19 protein-coding genes and 1 pseudogene are annotated in these 22,191 nt (G+C 62.5%); 8 read left to right on the top strand and 12 right to left on the bottom strand.

Translation table 11 applies throughout. The features are described from left to right. Positions 1-8: 8 nt before the first annotated feature. The gene (gene epmA / locus NKH89_RS18915) at positions 9-1,055 is read right to left on the bottom strand and encodes an EF-P lysine aminoacylase EpmA (protein WP_023717162.1); all 1,047 of its coding nucleotides are present in this window, start codon (positions 1,053-1,055) and stop codon (positions 9-11) included. A gap of 114 nt (positions 1,056-1,169) precedes the next feature. Here epmA and efp point away from each other — a divergent pair, with 114 nt between their 5' ends. Continuing rightward, the gene (efp, locus tag NKH89_RS18910) at positions 1,170-1,736 is read left to right on the top strand and encodes an elongation factor P (protein ID WP_023717161.1); all 567 of its coding nucleotides are present in this window, start codon (positions 1,170-1,172) and stop codon (positions 1,734-1,736) included. 133 nt (positions 1,737-1,869) lie between these two features. Here efp and NKH89_RS18905 read toward each other — a convergent pair whose 3' ends face one another. Continuing rightward, entirely contained in the window at positions 1,870-2,877 is a 1,008-nt protein-coding gene (locus tag NKH89_RS18905; RefSeq protein ID WP_352481290.1) for an AraC family transcriptional regulator, read from the bottom strand. Between the two features lie 226 nt (positions 2,878-3,103). Between NKH89_RS18905 and NKH89_RS18900 the strand changes: the two genes are divergently transcribed. The 4 genes from NKH89_RS18900 (at position 3,104) to NKH89_RS18885 (ending at position 7,100) form a co-directional block, all read left to right on the top strand. Beyond that, positions 3,104-4,486: an FAD-binding oxidoreductase gene (locus tag NKH89_RS18900; RefSeq protein WP_352481291.1), complete on the top strand. Its 1,383-nt coding sequence runs from the start codon at positions 3,104-3,106 to the stop codon at positions 4,484-4,486. A gap of 443 nt (positions 4,487-4,929) precedes the next feature. Continuing rightward, complete coding sequence (locus NKH89_RS18895) at positions 4,930-6,000, top strand: glycosyltransferase family 2 protein (protein WP_156948034.1); 1,071 nt, start codon at positions 4,930-4,932, stop codon at positions 5,998-6,000. Next, on the top strand, positions 5,975-6,667 hold the full coding sequence (locus NKH89_RS18890; protein ID WP_023717157.1) for a class I SAM-dependent methyltransferase: 693 nt from the start codon (positions 5,975-5,977) through the stop codon (positions 6,665-6,667). Before NKH89_RS18895 ends, NKH89_RS18890 begins: the two co-directional genes overlap by 26 nt. A gap of 31 nt (positions 6,668-6,698) precedes the next feature. Beyond that, the gene (locus tag NKH89_RS18885) at positions 6,699-7,100 is read left to right on the top strand and encodes a GtrA family protein (RefSeq protein ID WP_352909521.1); all 402 of its coding nucleotides are present in this window, start codon (positions 6,699-6,701) and stop codon (positions 7,098-7,100) included. Here the strand turns inward: NKH89_RS18885 and NKH89_RS18880 are convergent. The 3 genes from NKH89_RS18880 to NKH89_RS18870 all read right to left on the bottom strand — a co-directional run bounded on the left by NKH89_RS18880 (position 7,097) and on the right by NKH89_RS18870 (position 9,049). Beyond that, a complete protein-coding gene (locus tag NKH89_RS18880) occupies positions 7,097-7,729 on the bottom strand; it encodes a hypothetical protein (protein WP_023717155.1) in 633 nt (210 codons plus the stop codon). The two genes, NKH89_RS18885 and NKH89_RS18880, sit on opposite strands and share 4 nt — an antisense overlap. Continuing rightward, positions 7,716-8,879 (bottom strand): putative hexosyltransferase, encoded by a 1,164-nt coding sequence (locus NKH89_RS18875; RefSeq protein ID WP_023717154.1) that lies wholly within the window; start codon positions 8,877-8,879, stop codon positions 7,716-7,718. Before NKH89_RS18875 ends, NKH89_RS18880 begins: the two co-directional genes overlap by 14 nt. A 101-nt stretch (positions 8,880-8,980) precedes the next feature. Then, the gene (locus NKH89_RS18870) at positions 8,981-9,049 is read right to left on the bottom strand and encodes a hypothetical protein (protein WP_348633208.1); all 69 of its coding nucleotides are present in this window, start codon (positions 9,047-9,049) and stop codon (positions 8,981-8,983) included. A gap of 329 nt (positions 9,050-9,378) precedes the next feature. On the opposite strand from NKH89_RS18870, the gene NKH89_RS18865 reads away from it, so the two are divergent. Continuing rightward, positions 9,379-10,125: a gamma-glutamylcyclotransferase gene (locus NKH89_RS18865; protein ID WP_352481294.1), complete on the top strand. Its 747-nt coding sequence runs from the start codon at positions 9,379-9,381 to the stop codon at positions 10,123-10,125. Here the strand turns inward: NKH89_RS18865 and NKH89_RS18860 are convergent. The 7 genes and pseudogenes from NKH89_RS18860 to NKH89_RS18830 all read right to left on the bottom strand — a co-directional run. Further along, entirely contained in the window at positions 10,112-12,094 is a 1,983-nt protein-coding gene (locus tag NKH89_RS18860; protein WP_352909519.1) for a glycoside hydrolase family 127 protein, read from the bottom strand. The genes NKH89_RS18865 and NKH89_RS18860 overlap by 14 nt on opposite strands. A 27-nt stretch (positions 12,095-12,121) precedes the next feature. Continuing rightward, positions 12,122-12,979, bottom strand: coding sequence for a carbohydrate ABC transporter permease (locus NKH89_RS18855; protein ID WP_352909517.1), 858 nt, complete (start codon positions 12,977-12,979; stop codon positions 12,122-12,124). Then, positions 12,979-13,908: a carbohydrate ABC transporter permease gene (locus NKH89_RS18850; RefSeq protein WP_352909515.1), complete on the bottom strand. Its 930-nt coding sequence runs from the start codon at positions 13,906-13,908 to the stop codon at positions 12,979-12,981. The genes NKH89_RS18855 and NKH89_RS18850 overlap by 1 nt, the downstream gene beginning before the upstream one ends. Positions 13,909-14,261: 353 nt before the next feature. After that, the gene (locus NKH89_RS18845) at positions 14,262-15,515 is read right to left on the bottom strand and encodes an ABC transporter substrate-binding protein (protein WP_352909513.1); all 1,254 of its coding nucleotides are present in this window, start codon (positions 15,513-15,515) and stop codon (positions 14,262-14,264) included. A gap of 83 nt (positions 15,516-15,598) precedes the next feature. Further along, positions 15,599-16,648, bottom strand: coding sequence for a LacI family DNA-binding transcriptional regulator (locus NKH89_RS18840; RefSeq protein ID WP_352909511.1), 1,050 nt, complete (start codon positions 16,646-16,648; stop codon positions 15,599-15,601). A gap of 209 nt (positions 16,649-16,857) precedes the next feature. Continuing rightward, a complete protein-coding gene (locus NKH89_RS18835) occupies positions 16,858-18,321 on the bottom strand; it encodes a DUF6600 domain-containing protein (RefSeq protein ID WP_352909509.1) in 1,464 nt (487 codons plus the stop codon). Positions 18,322-18,540: 219 nt separating this feature from the next. Beyond that, a pseudogene (locus NKH89_RS18830) lies at positions 18,541-18,747 on the bottom strand (LacI family DNA-binding transcriptional regulator); the annotation flags it as partial. Positions 18,748-19,006: 259 nt separating this feature from the next. On the opposite strand from NKH89_RS18830, the gene NKH89_RS18825 reads away from it, so the two are divergent. Then, on the top strand, positions 19,007-20,749 hold the full coding sequence (locus NKH89_RS18825; RefSeq protein ID WP_352909507.1) for an SIR2 family protein: 1,743 nt from the start codon (positions 19,007-19,009) through the stop codon (positions 20,747-20,749). After that, a complete protein-coding gene (locus NKH89_RS18820) occupies positions 20,746-22,170 on the top strand; it encodes an argonaute/piwi family protein (protein ID WP_352909505.1) in 1,425 nt (474 codons plus the stop codon). The genes NKH89_RS18825 and NKH89_RS18820 overlap by 4 nt, the downstream gene beginning before the upstream one ends. Positions 22,171-22,191: the final 21 nt, after the last annotated feature.

Here is a 22,191-nt window from a genome sequence, read left to right as displayed (position 1 = left end):
ACAATCCCTCAGGAAGCGGCCACCGGCGTCCAGATCACGTCGTCGATCCTGAGCGCGCCGGTGGCGAGCATCACCAGCCGGTCGAAGCCGAGCGCCGCGCCGCTCGCTTGCGGCGTGATGGCGAGGGCGGCGAGGAAATCCTCGTCGATCGGATAGCGTTCGCCATAGACACGCTGCTTTTCGTCCATTTCGGCGGCAAAGCGCCGGCGCTGCTCGGCCGGATCGATCAACTCGCCAAAGGCGTTGGCAAGCTCGACGCCGCAGCAATAAAGCTCAAAACGCTCGGCGGTGCGTGGATCGTCGGCGCTCGGCCTGGCCAATGCCGCCTCCGAGATCGGATATCCGAAAAGAATGGTGGCGCGCCCCTGCCCCAGCGCCGGTTCGATTTTTTCGACCATCACCCGGCTGAACAGGTCGGCCCAATTGTCGTCGGGCGCGGTCCGCAATCCGGCCTGGACCAGGGCGGCATGCAACCCCGCGCGGTCGGTGCTGCCATCGGCTGCCACAGTCGCCAGCAGATCGATGCCGGCATGGCGCATGAAGGCTTCGGCGACGCTCAACCGTTCCGGCTCGGCGAACGGGTCGGCCTCGCGGCCGCGGAAGCTAAAACGCTTTGCGCCCGCCCGTTCGGCCGCCAGCGCGACGAGCTCGGCGCAATCGCGCATCAGGCTCTCATAGGCCTCGCCGACGCGGTACCATTCGAGCATGGTGAACTCCGGATGGTGCAAGGGGCCGCGCTCACGGTTGCGCCACACAGCAGCGAGGCTGAAGATGCGCTCCTCGCCGGCGGCAAGCAGCTTCTTGCAGGCGAATTCCGGCGAAGTGTGGAGGTAGAGCGGCTGGCGCTGCCCGTCCGGCCCGATCGCCTCGGTGGCAAAGGCCGACAGATGCGCTTCATTGCCGGGCGAGATCTGCAGGGCCGATGTCTCCACCTCCACGAAGTCACGGCGGGCGAACCAGTCGCGCATGCCGGCGGCAATGGCGTTGCGCAGGATCAGCCGCGGCCGGCGGTCGGCATGGACATGCGGCGTCCACCATGGCGAAGCGGCGGTCATCGGCTTCAGGCGAATTGCACAGAGGGCTGGCGATTGCGGCCAAGATGCGCTAGGCCGCACCCAACGGCCTCTCCAGCCGATTTGCGCCAACAAATTTTATCAGGATGGAAACCCGTGAAGGTCATCGCCAGCTCCTTACGCAAAGGCAACGTCGTCGAAAAGGACGGCAAGCTTTATGTGATCCTCTTTGCCGAAAACATTCATCCTGGCAAGGGTACGCCGGTCACCCAGCTCGACATGCGGCGTATCTCCGACGGGGTTAAAGTTTCCGAGCGTTACCGCACCACCGAGCAGGTCGAGCGCGCCTATGTCGAGGAGCGCGAGCACACTTTCCTCTACCAGGACGGCGAAGGCTTTCATTTCATGAACCCGGAGAGCTACGACCAGGTGGCGGTGCCGGAGAGCGTGGTCGGCGACATGGCGCCCTACCTGGTGGAAGGCATGCCGGTGCAGATCTCGCAATACAACAGCATCGCCATCTCGCTGGTACTGCCGCAGCGCGCCACTTTCGAGGTGGTCGAGACCGAGCCGGTGACCAAGGGCCAGACGGCGTCCTCGTCCTACAAGCCGGCAACGCTGTCCAACGGCGTGCGTACCCTGGTGCCACCACACATCAGCGCCGGCACCCGCGTGGTGGTGATGACGGCGGATGGCGCGTATGTCGAGCGCGCGAAGGATTGAGGCGCGAAGCCTGAAACGCCTCGCCCTAGCGCGCCGAGGCGGCCGGTCATCGTCGACCGCTTTGTGCCAGGGGGCTTTCGAGCATTGGGACGCGGCACGCAGACCGCAGCGTCAACGCCCGGCCAGTTCTTTCCTATTGCACGACGCCAGCGGGCAATCTTTGAGCCTCGAGCAACGCCGACCGTCCCTTTCGCCAGGTGCCAGGTGGAATGCCGACGAACTTTTTGAAGGCGCGATTGAAGGCGGCTCCCGACTCGTAGCCGACCTCGGCACCCGCTTGCGCAATGCTCATTTCGGGCCGTTCGAGCAAACGTCCCGCCAGTTGCAGACGCCAGCGAGCAAGATAGTGCATCGGCGAGACCTCGACATAGTGGGTAAAGCGGCTCGCAAACGCCGTGCGCGAGAGCCCTACTTCGCGGGCGAGCCGGTCCAATGTCCATTCCTCCCTGGGGCGAGCGTGGATGAGCCGGAGCGCCTCGCCGACATGTGGATCCCGTAGGCCTGACAGCCAGCCGCGCGAATCGCCGGGGAGGGTCTCGAGATGGCGGCGGATGATCTCGACAAACATCAGCTCGCTCAGCTTGGCGAGGATCGTTTCACCGCCCGCCCGCCCACTGCCACCTTCGGCCAGCGCCAGCCGAAACAGGTCGATAACCCAGCTGCTTCCATCGGCGGGCTTGCGGGCACACAGGATGGCCGGCAATGCAGCGAGGAGAGGATTGAAGGGACGTGCATCGCAGCCAAGATACCCGCAAATGAACCGGGTCCGCTCGTCTCCCCCGCCACCATGGATCACCGCGAACGGCAGGCTCTCGTCAATCGGCCGATAATACATCGCCATATTGGGTTCGCCCCGCGCTCCGGGCGAAGAGCTCAAGACGTTCGGAACACCACCGGGGAAGACAACGACATCACCGGCGTTCACGAGCACCGGGGGCACCGAATCGTCTGCCAGCGCGGCCCAGCACGAGCCCGACATCACGGCATGAAAAGAAATGATGTGCTCTGCCTCCGGCATGATGGCGGCGGCAATGTCGGCCGTGCCCGGCGACTCGCCGACCCAGGGAGAGCTGGCGTCGACGTCGAAATAGATCGCACCGGTGAGGCGAACGGCTCGGAGCACATCGGAAAGGACATCCATGCACTACACCTCCGGAAACGATCGGCTACTCCCTTTGACAACGAGTTTTTCGGCCAGGCATCTCGAACTATCCGGCAATACAGCCGCCCGAGCAACTACCCATCCGGTCTAATCCTACTCTGAACGATCGGGCAACAGAAATGGACGATGTGACATTTGCGGGAACAGCGGACGGGATTAGCGTTTCATCGACCGGCCGACAGGTCCAATAACAGGGAGGAATGTCATGCACGATGAAGACATCACCAAATTCGCAGCAAGCCTGCGGGGCGAAGTCATCCGGACCGGCGACGCCCGCTATGATGAGGCCCGCAAGCTCTACAACGGCATGATCGACAAGCGGCCGCTGATCATCGCCCGCTGTGTGGACGTGGCCGACGTGATCACAGCGGTGAATTTCGGCCGCGACAACAATTTGCTGGTTGCGGTACGTGGCGGCGGCCATAACGGACCAGGATTGGGGAGTTGCGACGACGGTCTGGTGATCGACCTGTCGGCGATGAACGGCGTGCGTGTCGATCCGGATGCCCGTACGGCGCGGGTGGGTCCGGGCTGCACTCAGGGCGACCTCGACCACGCAACCCATGCCTTTGGCCTGGCCGTACCGGCGGGCATCATCTCGACCACCGGGGTCGCCGGACTGACGCTGAGCGGCGGCCATGGCTATCTGACGCGCAAATATGGCCTGACCATCGACAATCTGGTCGAGGCCGATGTCGTGCTTGCCGACGGCAGCTTCGTCACCGCCAGCAAGGAGCGGAACCCTAGCCTGTTCTGGGCGCTTCGCGGCGGCGGCGGCAATTTCGGCGTCGTCACCAGCTTTGTGTTCAAGCTCCACCAGGTCAGCATGGTCTTTGCGGGGCCGATCGCATGGGATCAGCGCCAGGCCCGCACCATCATGCAGCATTATCGCGAGTTCCTGCCGCGCGCGCCCGAGGAACTCGGGATCTTCCTCGGGCTCAAGACGATCCTGTCGAGCGCACCGTTCCCGGAAGAGTTTTGGGGAAAGCGGATGTGTCTGCTGATGTGTTGCTACAACGGCCCGGAGGAAAAGGGCAGAGAGGCGCTGGCTCCGCTACTCGATGCGCTCCCCGCGCCCTGGTTCAATTGGATGGGAATGATGCCCTATCCCGCGGTGCAGAGCATGTTCGATGGGCTCTACCCGAAGGGGATGCAGTGGTATTGGCGGGGCGATTTTGTCAAGACGCTGTCCGACGAGGCGATCGACGCTCATCTCGAGCAGGCGGCGAAAACACCGAGCGAGCTATCGCTCATGCATCTCTATCCGATCGACGGCGCGGTCCATCGCGTCGGCAAAGACGAGACACCCTGGAATTACCGTGATGCGACCTGGTCGATGGTCATCGCCGGGATCGATCCGGACCCACAGAAAGCGGGGCCGGTGACGCGCTGGACCAAGGCCTACTGGGAGGCCGTGCATCCGTTCGATCTGGGTGGCGCCTATCTGAACTTCATGATGGATGACGAGGGCGAGGGAAGGCTCAAGGCGGCTTATGGCGATAACTACGAGCGCCTGGCCTCGCTAAAGAAGAAATACGACCCGAACAACCTCTTCCGGGTGAACCAAAACATCCGGCCGGCCGCTTGACGGCCGCCCTCGTCTGGCCAGCAAGTGTTGTATCGTACCGGCCGGACCAGCTAAGGCCCGGCCGGTACGATAGGTTCCGGCCAGGACGCTCGGCGGCCTACAAGCGCGATACTCGGCCGGGCTCGGCGACCATGTTCCATGAGCCATGTCTGACATGCGTCGAAGCGGTCGGCCCGCACGCTCAGGTCACCCGTAGTGCTGCTTCAACAGGCAAGTCCGGGAGCAGGCAATGCGGTCAACGGGTTATGCCTCAGCGACTGCTTCTCGCCAGGCCGATCGCGCCGGCAGCCTACCGATAATTTCACGCTTCGATGCGGACGTCCGACGTCACCACGACACCCTTCAGTCCTCCTCGAGGATCGGTATCCCCTTCAGAACTAACTAAATTAGCAGTTTCTTAATTGCCTTTGGAACTTTGTAGCTTGCGTTCCATTTTCAACCGCATGCGAGAGTCTGTGGTCCAAGGCCCGGGAATAACGGTGAACAGGTCACCGCCGCGCTACTCGCTGGTCCTGCCCGTATACAATGAAGAACAGGTGCTGCCTCGGCTGATCGAGCGGATCAGTTCGCTTATCGGCCGGCTGGACGGCGAAACGGAGGCCATCTTCGTCGATGACGGAAGCCGCGATGGAAGCGTCGAATACCTTCAAAAAGTGGTCGCCGCCGAGCCGCGCTTTCGGCTGATCGAATTTTCCCGCAATTTCGGCCACCAGGTGGCGATTACCGCCGGCATGGACGCCGCTGCGGGCGATGCCGTCATCGTCATGGATGCGGACCTGCAGGATCCGCCGGAAGTCGTTCTCGATCTGGTGGCTAAGTGGAAGGAAGGTTTCGAGATCGTCTACGCCCGCCGGGTCAAGCGCGAGGGCGAATCCTGGTTCAAGCGCTTTACGGCAAGTCTTTTCTATCGCCTGCTGGAGAAAATGACGTCGGTCGATATTCCGCGCGACGTCGGCGACTTCCGCCTAGTCGGCCGCAAGGCGCTGGAAACCTTCAAGCGTATGCCCGAACATGACCGCTTCGTCAGGGGCATGTTCGGCTGGATGGGGTTCAAGCAGACGGCCGTGCCATTTGAGCGCCACGCACGAACCCTGGGCCAGACCAAATACCCGTTCTGGAAGATGATGCACCTTGCGGTTCACGGCATCGTCAGTTTCTCCGAGAAGCCGTTGCGCCTGGCGCTCTGGGGCGGGTTGGTCATTTCCGCGCTTGCGGGGGTCTTTGGCGCCTACGCCATCTTTGCCTGGTTTTTTGAAACCGGGATCATTGCCGGGTGGACATCCACGGTGGTGATCGTGTCGCTCCTGTGCGGGATCAACCTTTTCATGACCGGCGTGGTCGGACTCTACGTCGGCAGCATCCACGCCGAGGTGAAACGCCGCCCGCTTTATGTCATCGATCGGCTCACCGGCTTCGACGAGTCGATGCGTGCCGCCTCCGGTGAGCGCCGCCGATCGTTTCACAAACCCAGGAGTGGAGTCCCCGCCAATGGCCGAACTCTTCGACAGCTATAAATCCAACTATGGCGAGGCGGTCGAAGGGTCCATCCGGTTTTCCGGACTCAGCCACGACTTCTTCCTTGTCGCCAAGGCGGATCTGCTGCGGCGTCTGGTCTTCGAGCGAAAGCTTCGGCAGGGTGGGTCGGCTGTAAGGGCGCTGGATGTCGGCTGCGGCGTCGGTTCGCTCCACCCCTACCTCGACGGTGCTTTCGACAGCGTCGATGGTTGCGATGTCTCGCAAGAATCGATTTTGCACGCCAGCCAACACAATCCGCGCGTGGCCTACAGGACCTGCAGCACTCAGGGGCTGCCTTACGAGGACGGCACGTTCGATCTGGCTTTCGCCAGTTGCGTCGTCCATCACGTTCCGCCCTCCTCCTGGCTCGATTTCTTCCTGGAAATGCGGCGCGTCGTACGGCCGGGCGGCGTCGCCTGCATTATCGAGCACAATCCCTACAATCCACTGACGCGCCTTGCTGTGTTCCGGTGTCCGTTCGATCACGACGCGGTTCTGCTCAACGCCGCCAAAGCGAGGTCCGTTTTTCAGGAAACAGGCTTCCGGGACATCCGCTCCGAGCATTTCCTGCTGCTGCCATCGGCAAGGCCCTTGGCCAGAAGGGTCGAGCGGGTATTCGCGCCTTTGCCGCTTGGAGCGCAGTATGCGTGTAGTGCGCGTGTCTGAGCGCCGTTCAACCGGCGACGCCGGGCTGAGGGTGCTGGCGCGCTTCGGGTCGGTCGGCATCGCCGCAACGATCCTTTATGCAGTGATGGCCGCCGCTTTGGTAAAATGGCAACGGTTCGGCCTCTCGCCGGTCGGTGCCTCGCTCGCGGCTTACACCGCAGCCGCCCTGTTTTCTTATCTCGCGCATAAGTTCGTGACTTTCGCGTCGAGCGGATCGCATCGATCGGAAGCTCCGCGTTTTTTCTTGCTGACGGCGACAGGCTTCGCCGTTGCCTACGCGGCGCCGGCGGTTTTGACGGCCAAACTCGGCCTGCCGCCGATCATCGCCATTCTGGTTACATGCTTGCTTGTTCCAGCGGTCAATCTTCTCATGCTCGACCGGTGGGTTTTTGCGCAGCGAAGACCCGGCCAGCAACGTGATCGCCCGCCCTAACCCGGCTCAACAGGATCGAGCCGGAACGACAACAATTTGATGGCGCGCTTGTAGATGTTGCTGGCGGCCGAACTTGGCGGAATGCCGTCGAGGTAGTCGAAGGCGACATCGAGTATCCTGGCCTCGGCGAGGGCCGCCGTTGGAATGACGAACGAGACCGTTCGCGGCTCTTTGCCGGACAGCGTCACCGCATGCACCCGAACGCCATTCACCGAAATAATAATCCGCTGCGTGACCTGCGGCGGGCGAATGGCGGCGGCCATTTGCAGCGTGGCCGTCACACTGTCGTGGAGCGGCGGTATCTTCAGCCGAAGCCGCGAGGTCTCGCCTAGGGAATGGGTGCCGTCGGCAACGGGTCCCGACCAGCCGCAGACCCTCATGCCGGCTGCCTTTTTGGCTCCGTCGGACCGGAACGACACCGTCTCGCCTAGGGTATAGCTGCCGACCGCATCGCGATTGAGGCAGGTCGTCGTCCGGTCAATGTAATAGGCGCGATAATCGGCGTTGACATTCGGATTGAGAGCAAGCGCAAGAATGACGATTTCCGTTCCCGCCAGAACCGCCGCCAGCGCGTAGCTGGCAAGCCTGGCCCCGCGCAGATACCGGCCCGAAATGTCAGACCAGGGCAAGATAGCCTCCGATCCATGCCACGGTCATGAAATAACAGGCGCCCAGGAAGAGAGCCAGAGCCGCAAGAAAAGTCAGCTTCGACGCCGACGACAGCATGGCCAGCAATATTGTCAGAGGTGCAAGCCCAACGACGTATCTGACCATCGAGGCCAGGTTCGTGATCAGCGGCAGGATGATGCAGCAGGCGCAGAACAACGCGGCGCCATATTGCCTGCGAACCGCCAGAACCGCCGATAGCGCCAGTCCGATGAGTGCGGCGAGCGCGCTCCATTGCGGCGCCGTGGGCAGCCATCCAGTTGTCGGAACGGCCGAAAACCCGTCCCATATAAAGGCGAGCGGATTGCCCGGCACCCGTCCAAACGCGCGCTGCACGTGCAGGAAGGCAAAGCCGTCGCCGATGGTCAGATAGAGAAACAGGATGTAGGCGAATAGGCCGGCTGGCGAGATGAAGATGGCGACGAGCAGATCCGGTCGGCCAAGCAGCCAACGCGGGAACGACAGCGTCGATCCGCCCTTTGCGCGGTAATCCGTGAACATCTGAATGACGGTCGCGAATACAACGAGCACCCCGACGAGCCTGGTTGCCGACAGGAGAGCCGATGACAGTCCCGCAGCCAGATAGCTGGAGCGTTTGAGCGCCAGAAAAACGCACGAAGTCAGGAGTACGAAAAGAGGTTCGGTCAGGAAAGTCGTGAAGTGATAGGAGAACGGGCCGCTGAGCAGGAAGGCGCAATACAGAACATAAGCGCGCATGTTCTTCTCGAGCAGTGGCCACGCCACCAGACAGGCGGCATAGCTGCACGCAATCGATGTGATCGACGCGACGAGTATCGTCGGAAAGCGGAAAACAGACCGGATTGCCGCCACCAGCATCGGATAGAGCGGGAAAAAGCCCCAGCGTCCGACATTGCTCTGGCCTGGAATGGGAAAGCGCTCATAGCCGTGTTCGGAAATGCCGACATACCACGCGCAATCCCAGCGGCAGAGCGCCTGGGCATAGGCCGCGAAGCCGGGTTCTGCCGAAACCGAAGCAAATGCGGCATAGCGAATGGCCAGCCCACTGACGACGAAAGCCAACGGCACCGCGACGACGGCTACCGCAACAAAGCGGCCACCGGCGTTCGGACGCGCGACAGCTTCGAGCGCCAAAATCTGCCTCCACCCGTTCAAATGGCAGGCGCCACTCAAAGCTAGATGACGCGCGCCCCGGCGAATTCAAGGCGTTCACGCGGCTCAAATTGGCGATACCGCTATCCGGCGCTTCTGAGCCAGACCAGCATCTCGCCGGGGTCGCGGTTGTGCCAGGCGAAATGCGGCACGGCGCCGACTTTCACTTCCTCGACCGCCGGCGGTTCGGTGCGGTAGAGCCCCTTTCCAGTTTTCGAAAGTCTCCTTTTGGCAATCGCCGAAAGCGTGACGCCGCCGCCCAGACGGTTCGCTGCTTGTGTGCCTCGATCTCAGCCGTTCGCGGCAGAGCGATGCGGTGCCGTGGCTGGAATTCGACGCGCAAAAGTCCGCCGCGTATTTTGTGCGATTCCGTCAAGCTGTTGTACACGACAGTTTTGAACCCTGATGCCGCGCCCGCGTACTCGGCCCTTGAGAATCCTCCAGCCTTCGGCAACATGGCGGCAAAGCTGAGAGTGCGAGGATGAGCAAGGTCATTTCCGCCGCATCGCGGCGTCAGTCGGCGCCGCGCAAGTCACCGATGGCGCTGACCGAGGCGCTGGTCGCCCGCACCTTGCGGGCGGTCGAGGACGCCGGGCCGACGCCGGGCATGGTCTACATGACCGATGCCGATTACGCGCGCATTCGCGACGAGGTGCTGGCCGGCGCGCCGGCCGGGCCGGTGAAGCTGTTCGCCTATGGTTCGCTGCTATGGAAGCCGGCCGGCGAGGTCAGGGGTGGCGAACGGGCCGTAGCGACGGGCTGGCACCGTTCGTTCTGTTTTACGGTGCAGCGCTTCAGGGGCACGGTGGAGCAGCCCGGCCTGATGATGGCGCTCGACCGCGGCGGCCAATGCCAGGGGATGGTGTTCGAGATCGCCGAGCCAGTGGCGGCTAATCTCGAAGCGCTGCTGCGCCGCGAGATGACCATCCTGCCGGCCGTCAACGTGCCGCGCTGGCTGCAGGTCAGGACGGGCGACGGCATGGGCCAAGCGCTTGGTTTCGTTGTCGATCCCGCCAATCCGCGCTATGCCGGCAAGCTCGAAAAGCGAGCGATAGCGGCGACCCTGGCCACGGCCGTCGGCCATTGGGGTTCGGGCGCCGAATATCTGTTCGAGACCATTCGCCATCTCGACGCCTGCGGCATCCGCGACCGCAATCTCTGGCAGCTGCAGGAACTTGTGGCCGAGGAGATCGGCCGGGCGCCGCCGTCGGGCTTTATTCGTCCCTGAGCCAGACCAGCATCTCGCCGGGATCGCGGTTGTCCCAGGCGAAGTACGGCACGGCGGTGACTTTCGCTTCCTCGACCGCCGGCGGTTCGGTGCGGTAGAGCCCCTCTTCCCAGTTTTCGAAAGCCTCCTTCTTGGCAATAGCCGAAAGTGTCACGACGCCGCCCAGAAGGTTCGGCTGCTTGTGTGTCTCGATGTCGGCCGTTCGCGGTAGAGCGATGCGGTGCAGCTGGCTGGAATTGTCGGTCTCTTCGATGCAATAGATCAGCGGTCCGCGCGCCAGTGCGACGCGGCCAATATCCTGCCGCACCTGCGGGTTGGCGTAGAGGCGGTCGACGGCCATTTCGAGATCGAGCTCGACGCGGTCGCCCTTGCGCCATTCGCGGCGGATCGCGGCATAGCCGTCACTGGTGACAGCATCCAGATCGATATCGGCGCCGTTGACCTTGAGCGTTGCCTTGCGGCACCAGGCCGGCAGCCGCAGGTGCAAGGTGAACTCGGTCGGCGCTTCCGGTTCGACGGAGATCGAGACCGCGCCGTCCCAGGGATAATTGCTGGTCTGGGTGAGCTCTATCTGCGCCCCGGCGATATCGAAACGAGCCGTGCCGTTTCCATAGAGGTGGACGGCAAGTGCTGTGTCCGACAGGCCATAGAAATAGCTGCCGATCGAGGCGACCATGCGCCCGACATTGGGCGGGCAGCACGGGCAGCGGTGCCATTTCCAGCGGTGGTGGGCGCCGCGGCTTTCGAGCGGATTTTCGTAGAAGAACAGCGAGCCGTCGAGCGACAGGCCCGAGATCGAGCCGTTGTAGAGCGCCCGCTCCATGATGTCGGCGTAGCGCGCATTTGGGCCCATGCCGAGCATGCGGCTTGCCCAGAACACCAGGCCGACCGAAGCACAGGTCTCGGCATAGGCGGTGTCGTTGGGCAGGTCGTAATCGGCAGTGAAACCCTCGTTGTGCGACGATGGCCCGAGACCGCCAGTCACGTAAAGGTTCTTGGTCATGAGATCGTCCCACAGCCGGTCGAGCGCCACCCGCAGCGTGTCGTCGCCATATTCGGTGGCGATGTCGGCCATGCCCGAATAGAGGTACATCGCCCGCACCGCATGGCCGACGACCTTGTCCTGCTCGCGAACGGGCTTGTGCGACTGGTTGTATTCGTAGGTCTTGAAGTGATAGGCCTTCGGGTCGGCGCCGCGGGCGCGCGCCTCCTCGTCGAAATAATGCGGCTGCTGGCCGCGCTGATCGATGAAGTATTTGGCAAGCTCCATGTATTTGCGCTCGCCCGTCACCCGCGCCAGCTTGACCAGCGCCAGCTCGATCTCCTCGTGGCCGCAATAGCCCTTCTTCTTGCCGGGCTCGGGACCGAATGTTTCTGCGATATGGTCGGCGTAGCGGCACATGATATCGAGCAGCTTGCGTTTGCCTGTGGCCTGGTAATAGGCGACCGCGCCTTCGATCAGGTGGCCGGCGCAATAGAGCTCGTGGCAATCGCGCAGATTGGTCCAGCGCAGGCCCGGCTGGATGCGCTGGTACCAGCTCGACAGATAGCCGTCGGGCTGCTGCAGCTTGCCATACATGTCGATGACGGCGTCGATCTTCTTCTCCAGCTCCTCGTTGCGGCGGCGGTAGAGCGAATAGGCGGCGGTCTCGATGGTCTTGCCCCAGTCGGAGTCCCAGAACATCTGGGTCGTCACCGTCGATCCGGTGAATTCGTTGCCGGCGGTGGCTGCCTCGTCCGGCGACGGTGAATGGAATGGAATGACGACGCCGGGCGACGGCCGGTCCGGATCGATCTGCTCGAGCATGCGCGCCTCGACGCAGCGATCGTAGAGGATGCCGGCGGTTTTGCTCGCGACGGCATCGACGCGGTCGCCCCAGAAGCCGCGCACGTCGACCTGCGGCACCGGCAGCGGACGGAAGGCGAGTTTTGGCTTGGCGCCCTGACTGGCGGATGGCGATGCGGTCATCAATTTACTCCGGTTCGGTTCGATTGGTCACTTGACGGCCCCTGCCATCAGGCCGCGGATGTAGAAGCGCTGCAGCAGCAGGAAGAGCACCAGGCACGGCACCATCATCACGGTGACGCCGGCCTGCACAGCGCCCCAGTCGATGGCGCCGAAGCGGCCGGACTGCAGTGCGGTCATCATGATCGGCAGCGTGAATTTCGACTGGTCGGTCATCAGCACCAGCGCGGCCAAAAACTCGTTCCAGGCGCCGAGGAAGGCAAACAGCGCGATGGTGACGATGCCCGGCCAGACCAGCGGCAGCATGACCCTCAACAGCATGGTGACGTTGTTGGCGCCGTCCATGCGCGCGGCTTCCTCGATCTCGCGCGGCACCGCGTCGAAGGCGTTGCGCATCATGAAGATTGAGAACGGCAGCTGCAGCGTGACGTAGACGCAGACCAGCCCGGTCAGCGTGTTGTGCAGGCCGATTTTTGTCAGCACCAGGAAGATCGGCGTCAGGATCGACTGGAACGGGATCATGATCGTCGACAGGATGACGACGAAGAGCAGGTTCTTCAGCGGAAAACGGAAGCGCGAGAAACCGTAGCCGGCGAGCACGCTGACGATCACCGACAGCACCACCGTCATGACAGAGACATAGATGCTGTTTTGCGCCGGCAGCCACAGGCCATCGCCGAAGGTGTTGAGCGTGGCGTAGTTCTCGAGCGAGAACCCAGTTGTCGGCCAGGGCGGCAGCGGTGGCTGGCGCGCCTCCTGCGCCGGCTTGAACGCCGAAAGAACGGTCCAGACGATCGGCGCCAGGAACAGTATGGACGCGGTGATGCCGGTGGCGTGCTCGGCAATCTGCGTGCCGATGCGGCTCTTGCGGCTGCGGGCTAGCGCCATCAGTCGACCCCTTCCGGATTGCGCAGCAGCCGCAGCTGGATGAGGCTGAGCGCCACCAGGATGACCAGCAGGACCATCGAAAGGGCGGCGCCATAGCCGAGCTTGAACGACACGAAGGACTGGTTGAAGATCCAGTAGACGGCGGTCAGCGTCTGGTTGCGCGGCCCGCCGCGCAGGATGATGTAGAACTGGTCGAAGGCCAGGATCGAGCCGGCAACCGACAGGATCAGCGCCAGCGCCAGCGTGCGGCGCATCAAGGGCAAGGTGATGGCGCGAAACCGCGCGAATGGCCCTGCCCCGTCGATCATCGCCGCTTCCTGCAGATCCGGCGGGATCGACTGCAGGCCGGTCATCAGGATGATCATGGTGAAGCCCGCCACCTTCCACACCACCATGGCGATGATCGACCAGAAGGCCGGCTGGAAGGTCGCCAGCAGATTGAATTTCTTTTCGGTCAGGCCAAGCTCGAAAGCGGCCGGGCTGAACAGGCCGGAATCGACATTGAGCAGCCACGACCACAAAAGGCTCGCCGAGGCGAAGCCGATGACCGCCGGCATGAAGAAGGACGTGCGGTAGAAGCCGGTCAGCTGCCGCGGCCTTTCGATGAACAGCGCCAGCGGAAAGGCGACGGCGAAGATCGCGATCGTCACCACCACCGTGTAGTAGCCGGTGAACCGCAGCGCGTTCCAGAAGCGGGTGTCGCGCAGGATCGCCCAGTAATTGTCGAGCCCGACAAAGCTGTGCGCGCCCATCAGCGGCCAGTTGTGCAGCGACATCCAGGCGGTCATGCAAAGCGGCACGATGAAGAAGACGACGACCAGGGCGACGGCCGGCGCGACATAGAGCAGGCCGATCCACTGCCGGCGGCCGGCGCCGACCAGTTTGTATGCGCGTGCCGGGGTGGCGGTGGTTGCTGTGATGGTGGTCATGCGCGGTTCTTGCGGTTGAATGGTTGCAAATCTTCGGTCTCCCGCCCCAAGTCAATCGCGTCTGGTTTGCGCTGCCCCTCATCGCCCTGCCGGGCACTTCTCCCCGTATAGTGACGGGGAGAAGGGTGCCTTCGCAAAGGATTTCGCCAACATCCCGCGTTGCAGAAAGGGTGCCAGGGTCGCGGCCAGCCCCTTCTCCCCGTCACTATACGGGGAGAAGGTGCCGGCAGGCGGATGAGGGGCGGTGCCGACATTAACAATCGGTCCTTCCAAGGTGAGTTGCGGGCGGTCTTCCGATGCAATTGCCCGGCCGCCCGTCCAGGGAGACAGGCGGGCGGCCGGGCGCCGGCGCTTTACTTCTGCGGCGCCGAATCGATGATCGACTGCATGGTCTCCTGCGCGTTGGCGATGGCGCCGTCGACGTCTTCACCGAAGAAGACCTCGTTCATCATCTGGTTCCACGGACCGTTGGCCGAGTTGATCAGGTCGTTGAACACCACCGAATAGGGCGTGCGGCCCTTGGACATTGCCTCCGCGGCGACCTTGTAGCGCGGGTCGAGATCTTTCAGCGCCTCATTGGCGATGTCGCCGCGCACCGGCAGGCTGCCGTATTTCGCCAGGATGGTCTGGCCCTCGAGCGAATAGGCGAAGTCGAGAAACTCCTTCACCACCGCGACCTTGGTGGTGCCCTTGGTGACGACGAAATTATCGCCGCCGGCAAATGACGACCAGCCGCCGTCCTTGCCGGGCAGGAAGGTGATGCCGTAGTCGATATCGGGATATTGCGTGTTGAGCGCGCCGATGGCGAAGGCGCCGGACGGCGAGATGCCGATATTGCCGGTGGCGAAGGCGGCAAAGAAGTTGGAGCCGGTGTCGGTCTGCGCGCCTGAAGGCACCAGGTCTTTCTTGACCATCGAACGGTAGAGGTCGATGGCGCCGCGCATCTGCGGGGTGTCCAGCGTCGCCTTGGAGCCGTCCTCGGTCAGGATATCGCCGCCCGAGGCCCAGATCAGTGGCGTGAAGGTGAAGATGTTGCAGCCGCCGCAATTGCCGGAGAAGTAGAAGCCCTTGATGTCGCCGCCGAGCGCGTTGACCTTTTCGGCGTCGGCTTCGATTTCGGCCCAGTTGGTCGGGCCCTTTTCCGGATCGAGGCCGGCCTGCTTGAACAGCTTCTTGTTCCAGATCAGCACCGAGGAATCGGCCGAGAACGGCAGCCCGTAGATGCGGCCCTTATAGGTGCCGGTCTTGACATGCGCCGGCGACAGGCTGGCGAAATAGGGCAGCGATTTCGCCCAGTCGGTGATGTCCTCCAGCTGGCCGGCGGCGGCGAAGGACGGCGTGTAGATCAGGTCGAGCGACAGCGCATCGGGCGCCGTGCCGCCGGCGGCGGCAGCGCCGTATTTCGGGATGATTTCGGCGTTGGGGATGATGTCCAGCTTGATCTGGTTCTGATGCCCCTTGTTGAAGGCATCGACGATGCGCGGCATGAAGTTCGAGCCGTCGGCGCGAACCCAGATGTTGGCGGTATCGGCGGCGGCCGAGCCGACCGTCGCCAGCGTGCCCAAAATGCTCGCGGCGATGGCGAGCCCGGTAATGGTGGTTCTCATGCTTCTCCTCCACATGGTTTTAATTTGGCGTCTTAATTTAGCCGCGCCCCCAAGCTGGTGACTATCGACACGGCCCGTTTCGTTCAGCCGTCCGGCGGACGGCCGCATGACTGACGCACCACCAACCGGCACGGCAGTTTTCTAATGCCCGGCAGAGCGGGTTCGCCGCCGACGAGCGAAAGCAAGGCAAGGCCGGCCTCGCGGCCAAGTGCTGCGAGATTCATGTCGACCGAGGTCAGCGGCGGGCGGGTTGCCTCGGCGACGATCTGCCAATTGTCGAAACCGATGACGCCGACCTCGTCCGGCACGCCGATGCCGCGCTCGCGCAAGGCATCGATGACGCCGCGCGCGATCTGGTCGTTGCCGCAAAACACCGCATCGGGTTTTTCGCGCGTGCCATCGCCGCCGTCGAACAGTTTTCTGACCGCCTCGTGGCCCCAGGCTTCCGACCAGGGGCCGAGCAGCGGCTCCATGACCGGCAGGTTATTTTCGGCCAGCACCTCGCGATAGGCTTCGGCCCGGGCATGCACCACGGCAAAGCTGGCCGGCCCGGACACATGGGCGATGCGCCGGCGCCCGAGCCGGCAAAAGTGCTCGACCGCCAGCCGCGCCCCGCCGGCATCGTCGGACACGAAAGCGATGGCGTTGGGATCGGGCTCGGTGAAGGCATAGATCGCCGGAATGCCGAGATTGGCGAGGTCGACCGGCAGATGGCGGTCGATGCGCTTGCCGGTGGCAATGATGCCGTCGACGCGCTTGTCGAGCATGGCATCGACATGCAGCTGGGCAAGGCGCGGGTCGTCCTCGACATTGCACAAAAACACCGAGACGCCGGCATCGACCAGCGCATCGGAAACGCCGGCCATCAGCGGCAGCGAAAAACGGCCATAGGTGTCGTTGGTCAACAGCCCGACGGTAAAGGAGCGCCGCCTGAGCAGGCTCTGCGCCAGGCTGTTCGGGCGAAAGCCAAGCCGCTGCGCCGTCTCGCGAATACGCTCGCGCGTCTCGGCGGTCATCCGCCCCTGCCCGTTCAGCGCTTTCGAGGCGGTGGCGACGCTGACGCCGGCGATGGCGGCCACCTCACGCAGGGTGACGGGCTGCTTGGCGGGCGTTGGCTGGACGTCGGACGCCATGATTTGGATATCGATCCTCCCAGGTGGGAAAAGCTTTTCTCTTGTGGTCCTGCGAGGTGCTGATTGGTGAGGTCAGCGGCTGCGGGCGGTTTGGGAAAAGGTTTTCTCAGGGGGAGATTAGGACGAAGGATGTGGGGATGGCAAGGGGGAATGGTCGCTCAGCGAGCACCGCGATCGAATAATCGCGGTGCCGCAGTCTACCCGTACGGCTAGCAGCTCTCAGTCTGCGGATCGCACGCCTTGTTTTTCTGCTTCTGTGGCTTGGCCGCCTGTTCCGGCTCGGCTTGCTGCTGCTCGGCGGGCTGCTCCTTGGCCTTCTGCTTTTCAGGCTTGGCCGCCTGCTCGGGCTCGGCCTGCTGCTGCTCGGCCGCTGGCTGCTTCCTGGTCTTCGGTTTCTCAGGCTTGGCCGCCTGCTCGGGCTCGGCCTGCTGCTCGGCGGCGGGCTGCTTCTTGGTCTTCGGCTTCTCAGGCTTGGCCGCCTGCTCCGGCTCGGCCTGCTGCTGTTCCGCGGCGGGCTGCTTCTTGGTCTTCTGCTTCTCAGGCTTGGCCGCCTGTTCCGGCTCGGCCTGCTGCTGTTCCGCGGCGGGCTGCTTCTTGGTCTTCTGCTTCTCAGGCTTGGCCGTCTGTTCGGGCTCAGCCTGCTGCTGTTCCGTGGCGGGTTGCTCCTTGGCCTTCGACTTCTCAGGCTTGGCTGCCTGCTCGGGTTCGGCCTGCTGCTGCCCGGCGGCGGGCTGCTCCTCGGTCGTCGGCTTCTCAGGCTTGGCGGTCTTTTCCGGTTCGGCCTGTTCGGTCGTTGCTGCGCCTTCGGTCGGCTTCGATTTGCGGCCAGCCTGAACCTGCTTCACCTCCTCGATGTCTTTGAGCTTAGCCGGTTTGGCATCGGCATCGGCTTTCACCTCACCTTCAAAGACCGTGACCGTATCGTTTTCCAATTTGCCGGCCTGTTCGGGCGCGTCGGTCTTGCTGACCTTGACGGCAGTCACCTCCTGCTTCGTCTCCTTCTCGATCACATCGACATCGATGACTTTGTTGATCACCACATTGTTCTGGATCGTCACGTCGCCGGCCGGCTCGGCCGCCTCGACGATGCGCACGAACTCGGGCTCATCACGGATAACGACGGTGGAAATGTCCGCAGCAAGGAATTCGCGGGTGGGGACCACAACCCAGTAATAATCCGGCGTCGTGTCGAAGGTCACCTCGATTGAAATCAGATCCGGATCGCGGCGCGGCGGCAGCGGAGCCCAAATCATGTGCTCCCTGTCACGACGCCAACTCACCCATGCCGGCGCCCAACGGGTGCCCGGAACCCAGTACCAGCCGATATCGTCGGCATAGCCCCACCGGCCGTAATGGTACGTCGCCCAGCCGAATGGCTCGTCGGATACCCACAGCCAGCCATACTGCTCGGTATAGGCCCAGTGTCCAACGGTATAGGGACGCCAATCGTCAGGCACATCAACCGGCACGAAAACGGTCGCTCCGTGATACGAGACCCAATCACCATAGGAAGACAGGTCTTCGTAGAATGTGCTGATCGAAACGGTGGTGGCAGCCCTTGCCTCGGACACGAGCGACAATGGCGCAATCGGGTTGGGAATCTCGACGACCGTCAGCAGACAGGCGCCGCCGAGCATCAGTCGTACCGCATGGTGGGCAAGGACGCGTTTCATCGCAATCTTCCTCCGAAACAGATCGCCCTTCATCCTACAAACCCGCCGGCTGCCGGATTGTTCCGCTTGCCGACGTTACCAGCATCCGCTCCGGCAACGGCTTGGCATCGCACCATGATGCCAAATATCAGAGTTGCTTGATGAGGGCGGTGACCGTCACAAATGCGCGCCGAAGGCGCGGCGACAGGTCGGTAGTCAGCTGGCTCGACGTTAAAGGAGCCGCCGCAACAGGCTCTGCGCCAGGCCGTTCGGGCGAAAGCCAAGCCGCTGCGCCGTCTCGCGAATCCGGGCCGGCGTCTCCGCCGTCATCCGCCCCTGCCCGTTCAGCGCCTTGGACGCCGTGGCCACGCTGACGCCAGCAATGGCCGCCACCTCGCGGAGCGTGACGGGCTGCTTGGCTGAGACTGGCTGGGCGTCGGAGACCATGGTTTGGGTATGAGTCCCTAGTTGGGAAAAGATTTTCTCTTATCGCCTTGCGAGGTGCTGACTGGTGAGGTCAGCGAGTGCGGGGGATTTGGGAAAAGGTTTTCTCAGAGGGAGATTAGGGAAAGGATGCGGGGGAGGGCAAGAGGTCGTTTATAGGAACCCTCGCGCAAACTCACCCAACCTAGTGCAAGTAACATTATTGCCTTGGGATTGGATCAACTGAGCCTTACTCCCACACCCGACCTGATACTATGTCACGATGCGAATCGAGCACGTTTATCCGATTGTAGAGTCCGACGACTTCGCCCGCCGTTTTCAAATGCGTGCGGGTGGTCTCATGTGGCTACTTGGAGCGGGCGCGTCAGCGTCCTCCGGTATTCCAACCGCCGGCGAAATGCTCTGGGAATTCAAGCAGGCGCTCTATGTTAGTCAGAGAAAAGTATCACCGAAATCGGTCGAGGACCTGACCAACCCGGCGGTCCGTTCCCTCATTCAAAATTACATAAGTTCGTCGGGCACTTTCCCCGTCGAAGGTGCGCCAGATGAATACGCAGCCATATTCGAAGCCGCTTGGCCAAGCGAAGCCGATCGCCGCACGTACATCGAGTCCAGAACACGGGGCGCCAAGCCGTCCTACGGCCATCTTGCGCTAGCGACGTTGCTGATGGCCGAGCACTCAAAGATCATCTGGACAACAAACTTCGACGACCTAGTCGACGACGCGTGCGCAAAGGTCTTTGGCACTACGTCCGCGCTCACAACTGCGGGATTGCAGGCGCCCGAACTGGCGCGCGAGACAATCAGCGGACAACGTTGGCCCGCCCAAATCAAGTTGCACGGCGATTTTCGTTTTCGGCGCTTGAAGAACACGCCAGAGGAGCTTCGCCACCAAGACGCTCAACTCAGGCATGTCCTAATAGAAGCCTGCCAAACGTCTGGGATGGTCGTGGCCGGCTATAGCGGGCGTGATGAATCAGTTATGTCAACACTGACAGAAGCAGTGAAGCAGGGTTCCAGCTTTCCAGGCGGCTTGTTCTGGTTGCATCGCGGAGATTATCCCCCGCTGCCTGCCGTGATCTCGCTACTAACTCGCGCAGCCGAGAGCGGAATCGATGGCGGACTGGTGACTATCGAGAATTTCGACGAGACAACTCGCGACCTTGTGCGGCTTTTGAAAGGAATCGACACGACGACATTGGATGCCGTTGCAGGCGAACGGCGGCGGTGGACCGCGACGCCCGCGCCGGCCGGCAAGAAGGGTTGGCCCGTCATTCGGCTCAATGCCCTCCCCATCTCTGTCTTGCCATCGACCTGCCGACGGATCGTGTGCAATATCGAAGGTCATGCGGCTGTGCGAACAGCGGTGGCGGCGGCCGAGGTGGACGTGTTGTGCACACGAACAAGGGCTGGCGTCCTGGCGTTCGGGGCGGATACCGACCTTCGTGCCGCGTTCGAGCCATTCGGGATCACCGATTTTGCTCTTCACCCCATCGAGCCGCAGCGCCTCCGCAACGAGACGGGCGAACGCGGACTTCTGCGCGATGCTCTATCGCGCGCGCTTGCGAGAGAAGGCGGGCTCACGATTGACCATCGCCGAACCACCGATCTCCTCGCCCCCTCCGATCCCAAGTCATCCGAATGGGAAGAATTGAGATCCATCGTTGGGAAACTGTCGGGGGTCGTTGAGAAATTCCCTGAACTGATTTGGCGTGAGGGTGTTGGCCTTCGGATCGATTGGGCAGACGAACGACCTTGGCTTCTGGTTGAGCCCCGAATCGTATTTTCCGGCCTTTCGGATGAAAATCGTTTTGCAGCGACAGACTTCGCACGAGAAAGAACCGTGAAACGCTACAACGGTCCACTGAATGCGCTAGTCGGGTTCTGGGCCGCCCGGCTCGCGAAGGGCGGAGTTCCACAGCGCGCATTAGGGGTCAGCGCAGGTGTCGAAGCTGTCTTCCAGCTCTCCGATGCGACCGCGTTCTCGCGGAGGATAGGCCCATGAGCAGTGAGGTTGGCGCACATATCTGGCTGCCGGAGCCCCGGCTTCTGTTTCATCCTGATCGGCCCGGCGACACGGACATTCACCCGCTACGCGGCTTGCTCCGTTATGGCCCCTACTCCGCCGGTTTGGTGCCCGATCCAATACGCGTAGCGACCATAGCTCCCTTTGGACAAAGTCAGGCCCTCTACGACTTCATGAAAGAGCTAAACTCGGTGTTCGAGCCCCGCGAGCGGAAGGATTACCTACCGAAGTGGCCCGGGTTCAGCGCCGTGTTCAACTTGCATATGCGCGGGGCGGCCACTTCTTGTCATCTGCAGCTCGATGCGAATGTTGACCGCGATATCGAGGCCTCTCCCACGCCGCATCTTGTGATCGCTGACCGGCTTACTCGGGCGATCCAAGCACTGGATACGCGTCGCGCAGAGTTCGACGTACTTTTCATCTACATCCCCGCGCGTTGGCAGGCGGGTTATGTCGGCGCCGCCGGCGAGGATTTCGATCTGCACGACCACTTAAAGGCAATGACCGCGGCGCGCGGCTTGCCGATTCAGCTCGTTCGTGAAGACAAGGCGCTCGCCTACCCAGACCGGGCGAGCGTGATGTGGCGCATTGGCCTAGCCCTTTATGCGAAAGCAGGCGGCGTGCCTTGGAAGCTAGCCGATACCGATGCCGAAACCGCGTTCATAGGCATCTCGTACGCCGTGCGCCCTGTCCTGTCCGCCCGTCCTCGCTTCGTCACATGCTGTAGCCAAGTCTTTGATGCGGAGGGAGCCGGGCTTGAGTTCATAGCCTATGACGCTCACGAGGTAGAGATCCAGCGCGAGAATCCATTCATGTCACGGACTGAGATGTTCCGGGTGATGACGCGCTCTCTCGATCTCTATCGGCGCAGGCATGCCGGCCGGGTGCCGCGTCGGGTCATCGTCCACAAGTCGACAGAGTCCAAGCCGGATGAAATCGACGGATGTATGGAAGCGCTCCATCTCTGCGAGGCGGTCGACCTTGTCCAAGTTGTCGAGGACATTGGTTGGCGTGGCGTTCGCATCGACTCCGGCAGCAGCAATTCTTCAAAGGGAAAAGCGGCAGCGTACCCTGTCGAACGGGGATCACTTCTGAGCCTAGGCCCCCGCGATGCGCTTCTTTGGATGCGCGGCACAGTCAGTGGGATTGCCGGACGTCGGGATTATTTCCAAGGCGGCAAGAGCACACCCCAGCCAATCCGACTTGTTCGCCATGCGGGGCATGGCCCTTGGGACGAAACAGCCCGTTCGGCTTTGGCGCTCTCAAAAATGAACTGGAACAATGATGCGCTCTATGACCATTTACCAGTGACGATGGGCTACGCACAGGTTCTCGCCCGCGTTGTGAAGCGCATGGATCGTCTAGGAAACGCCCCCTATCAATTCCGCTTCTTCATGTAGCCGCAACGGAGGGCAACGCTT

The organism is Mesorhizobium sp. M0923, from assembly GCF_040319365.1.
GTDB lineage: Bacteria > Pseudomonadota > Alphaproteobacteria > Rhizobiales > Rhizobiaceae > Mesorhizobium.
Note: the sequence above shows the minus strand (reverse complement) of the source record. Positions and strands in the feature narration are given on the sequence as shown.

What these genes read in the sequence shown, in the direction of transcription:
- NKH89_RS18845 (WP_352909513.1), bottom strand. Translation starts at nt 15,515, where the DNA reads ATGAGAACCACCATTACCGGGCTCGCCATCGCCGCGAGCATTTTGGGC.
- NKH89_RS18825 (WP_352909507.1), top strand. Translation starts at nt 19,007, where the DNA reads ATGCGAATCGAGCACGTTTATCCGATTGTAGAGTCCGACGACTTCGCC.
- NKH89_RS18820 (WP_352909505.1), top strand. Translation starts at nt 20,746, where the DNA reads ATGAGCAGTGAGGTTGGCGCACATATCTGGCTGCCGGAGCCCCGGCTT.
- NKH89_RS18900 (WP_352481291.1), top strand. Translation starts at nt 3,104, where the DNA reads ATGCACGATGAAGACATCACCAAATTCGCAGCAAGCCTGCGGGGCGAA.
- NKH89_RS18890 (WP_023717157.1), top strand. Translation starts at nt 5,975, where the DNA reads ATGGCCGAACTCTTCGACAGCTATAAATCCAACTATGGCGAGGCGGTC.
- NKH89_RS18835 (WP_352909509.1), bottom strand. Translation starts at nt 18,321, where the DNA reads ATGAAACGCGTCCTTGCCCACCATGCGGTACGACTGATGCTCGGCGGC.
- NKH89_RS18840 (WP_352909511.1), bottom strand. Translation starts at nt 16,648, where the DNA reads ATGGCGTCCGACGTCCAGCCAACGCCCGCCAAGCAGCCCGTCACCCTG.
- NKH89_RS18860 (WP_352909519.1), bottom strand. Translation starts at nt 12,094, where the DNA reads ATGACCGCATCGCCATCCGCCAGTCAGGGCGCCAAGCCAAAACTCGCC.
- NKH89_RS18895 (WP_156948034.1), top strand. Translation starts at nt 4,930, where the DNA reads ATGCGAGAGTCTGTGGTCCAAGGCCCGGGAATAACGGTGAACAGGTCA.
- NKH89_RS18850 (WP_352909515.1), bottom strand. Translation starts at nt 13,908, where the DNA reads ATGACCACCATCACAGCAACCACCGCCACCCCGGCACGCGCATACAAA.
- NKH89_RS18855 (WP_352909517.1), bottom strand. Translation starts at nt 12,979, where the DNA reads ATGGCGCTAGCCCGCAGCCGCAAGAGCCGCATCGGCACGCAGATTGCC.
- NKH89_RS18865 (WP_352481294.1), top strand. Translation starts at nt 9,379, where the DNA reads ATGAGCAAGGTCATTTCCGCCGCATCGCGGCGTCAGTCGGCGCCGCGC.
- NKH89_RS18905 (WP_352481290.1), bottom strand. Translation starts at nt 2,877, where the DNA reads ATGGATGTCCTTTCCGATGTGCTCCGAGCCGTTCGCCTCACCGGTGCG.
- epmA (WP_023717162.1), bottom strand. Translation starts at nt 1,055, where the DNA reads ATGACCGCCGCTTCGCCATGGTGGACGCCGCATGTCCATGCCGACCGC.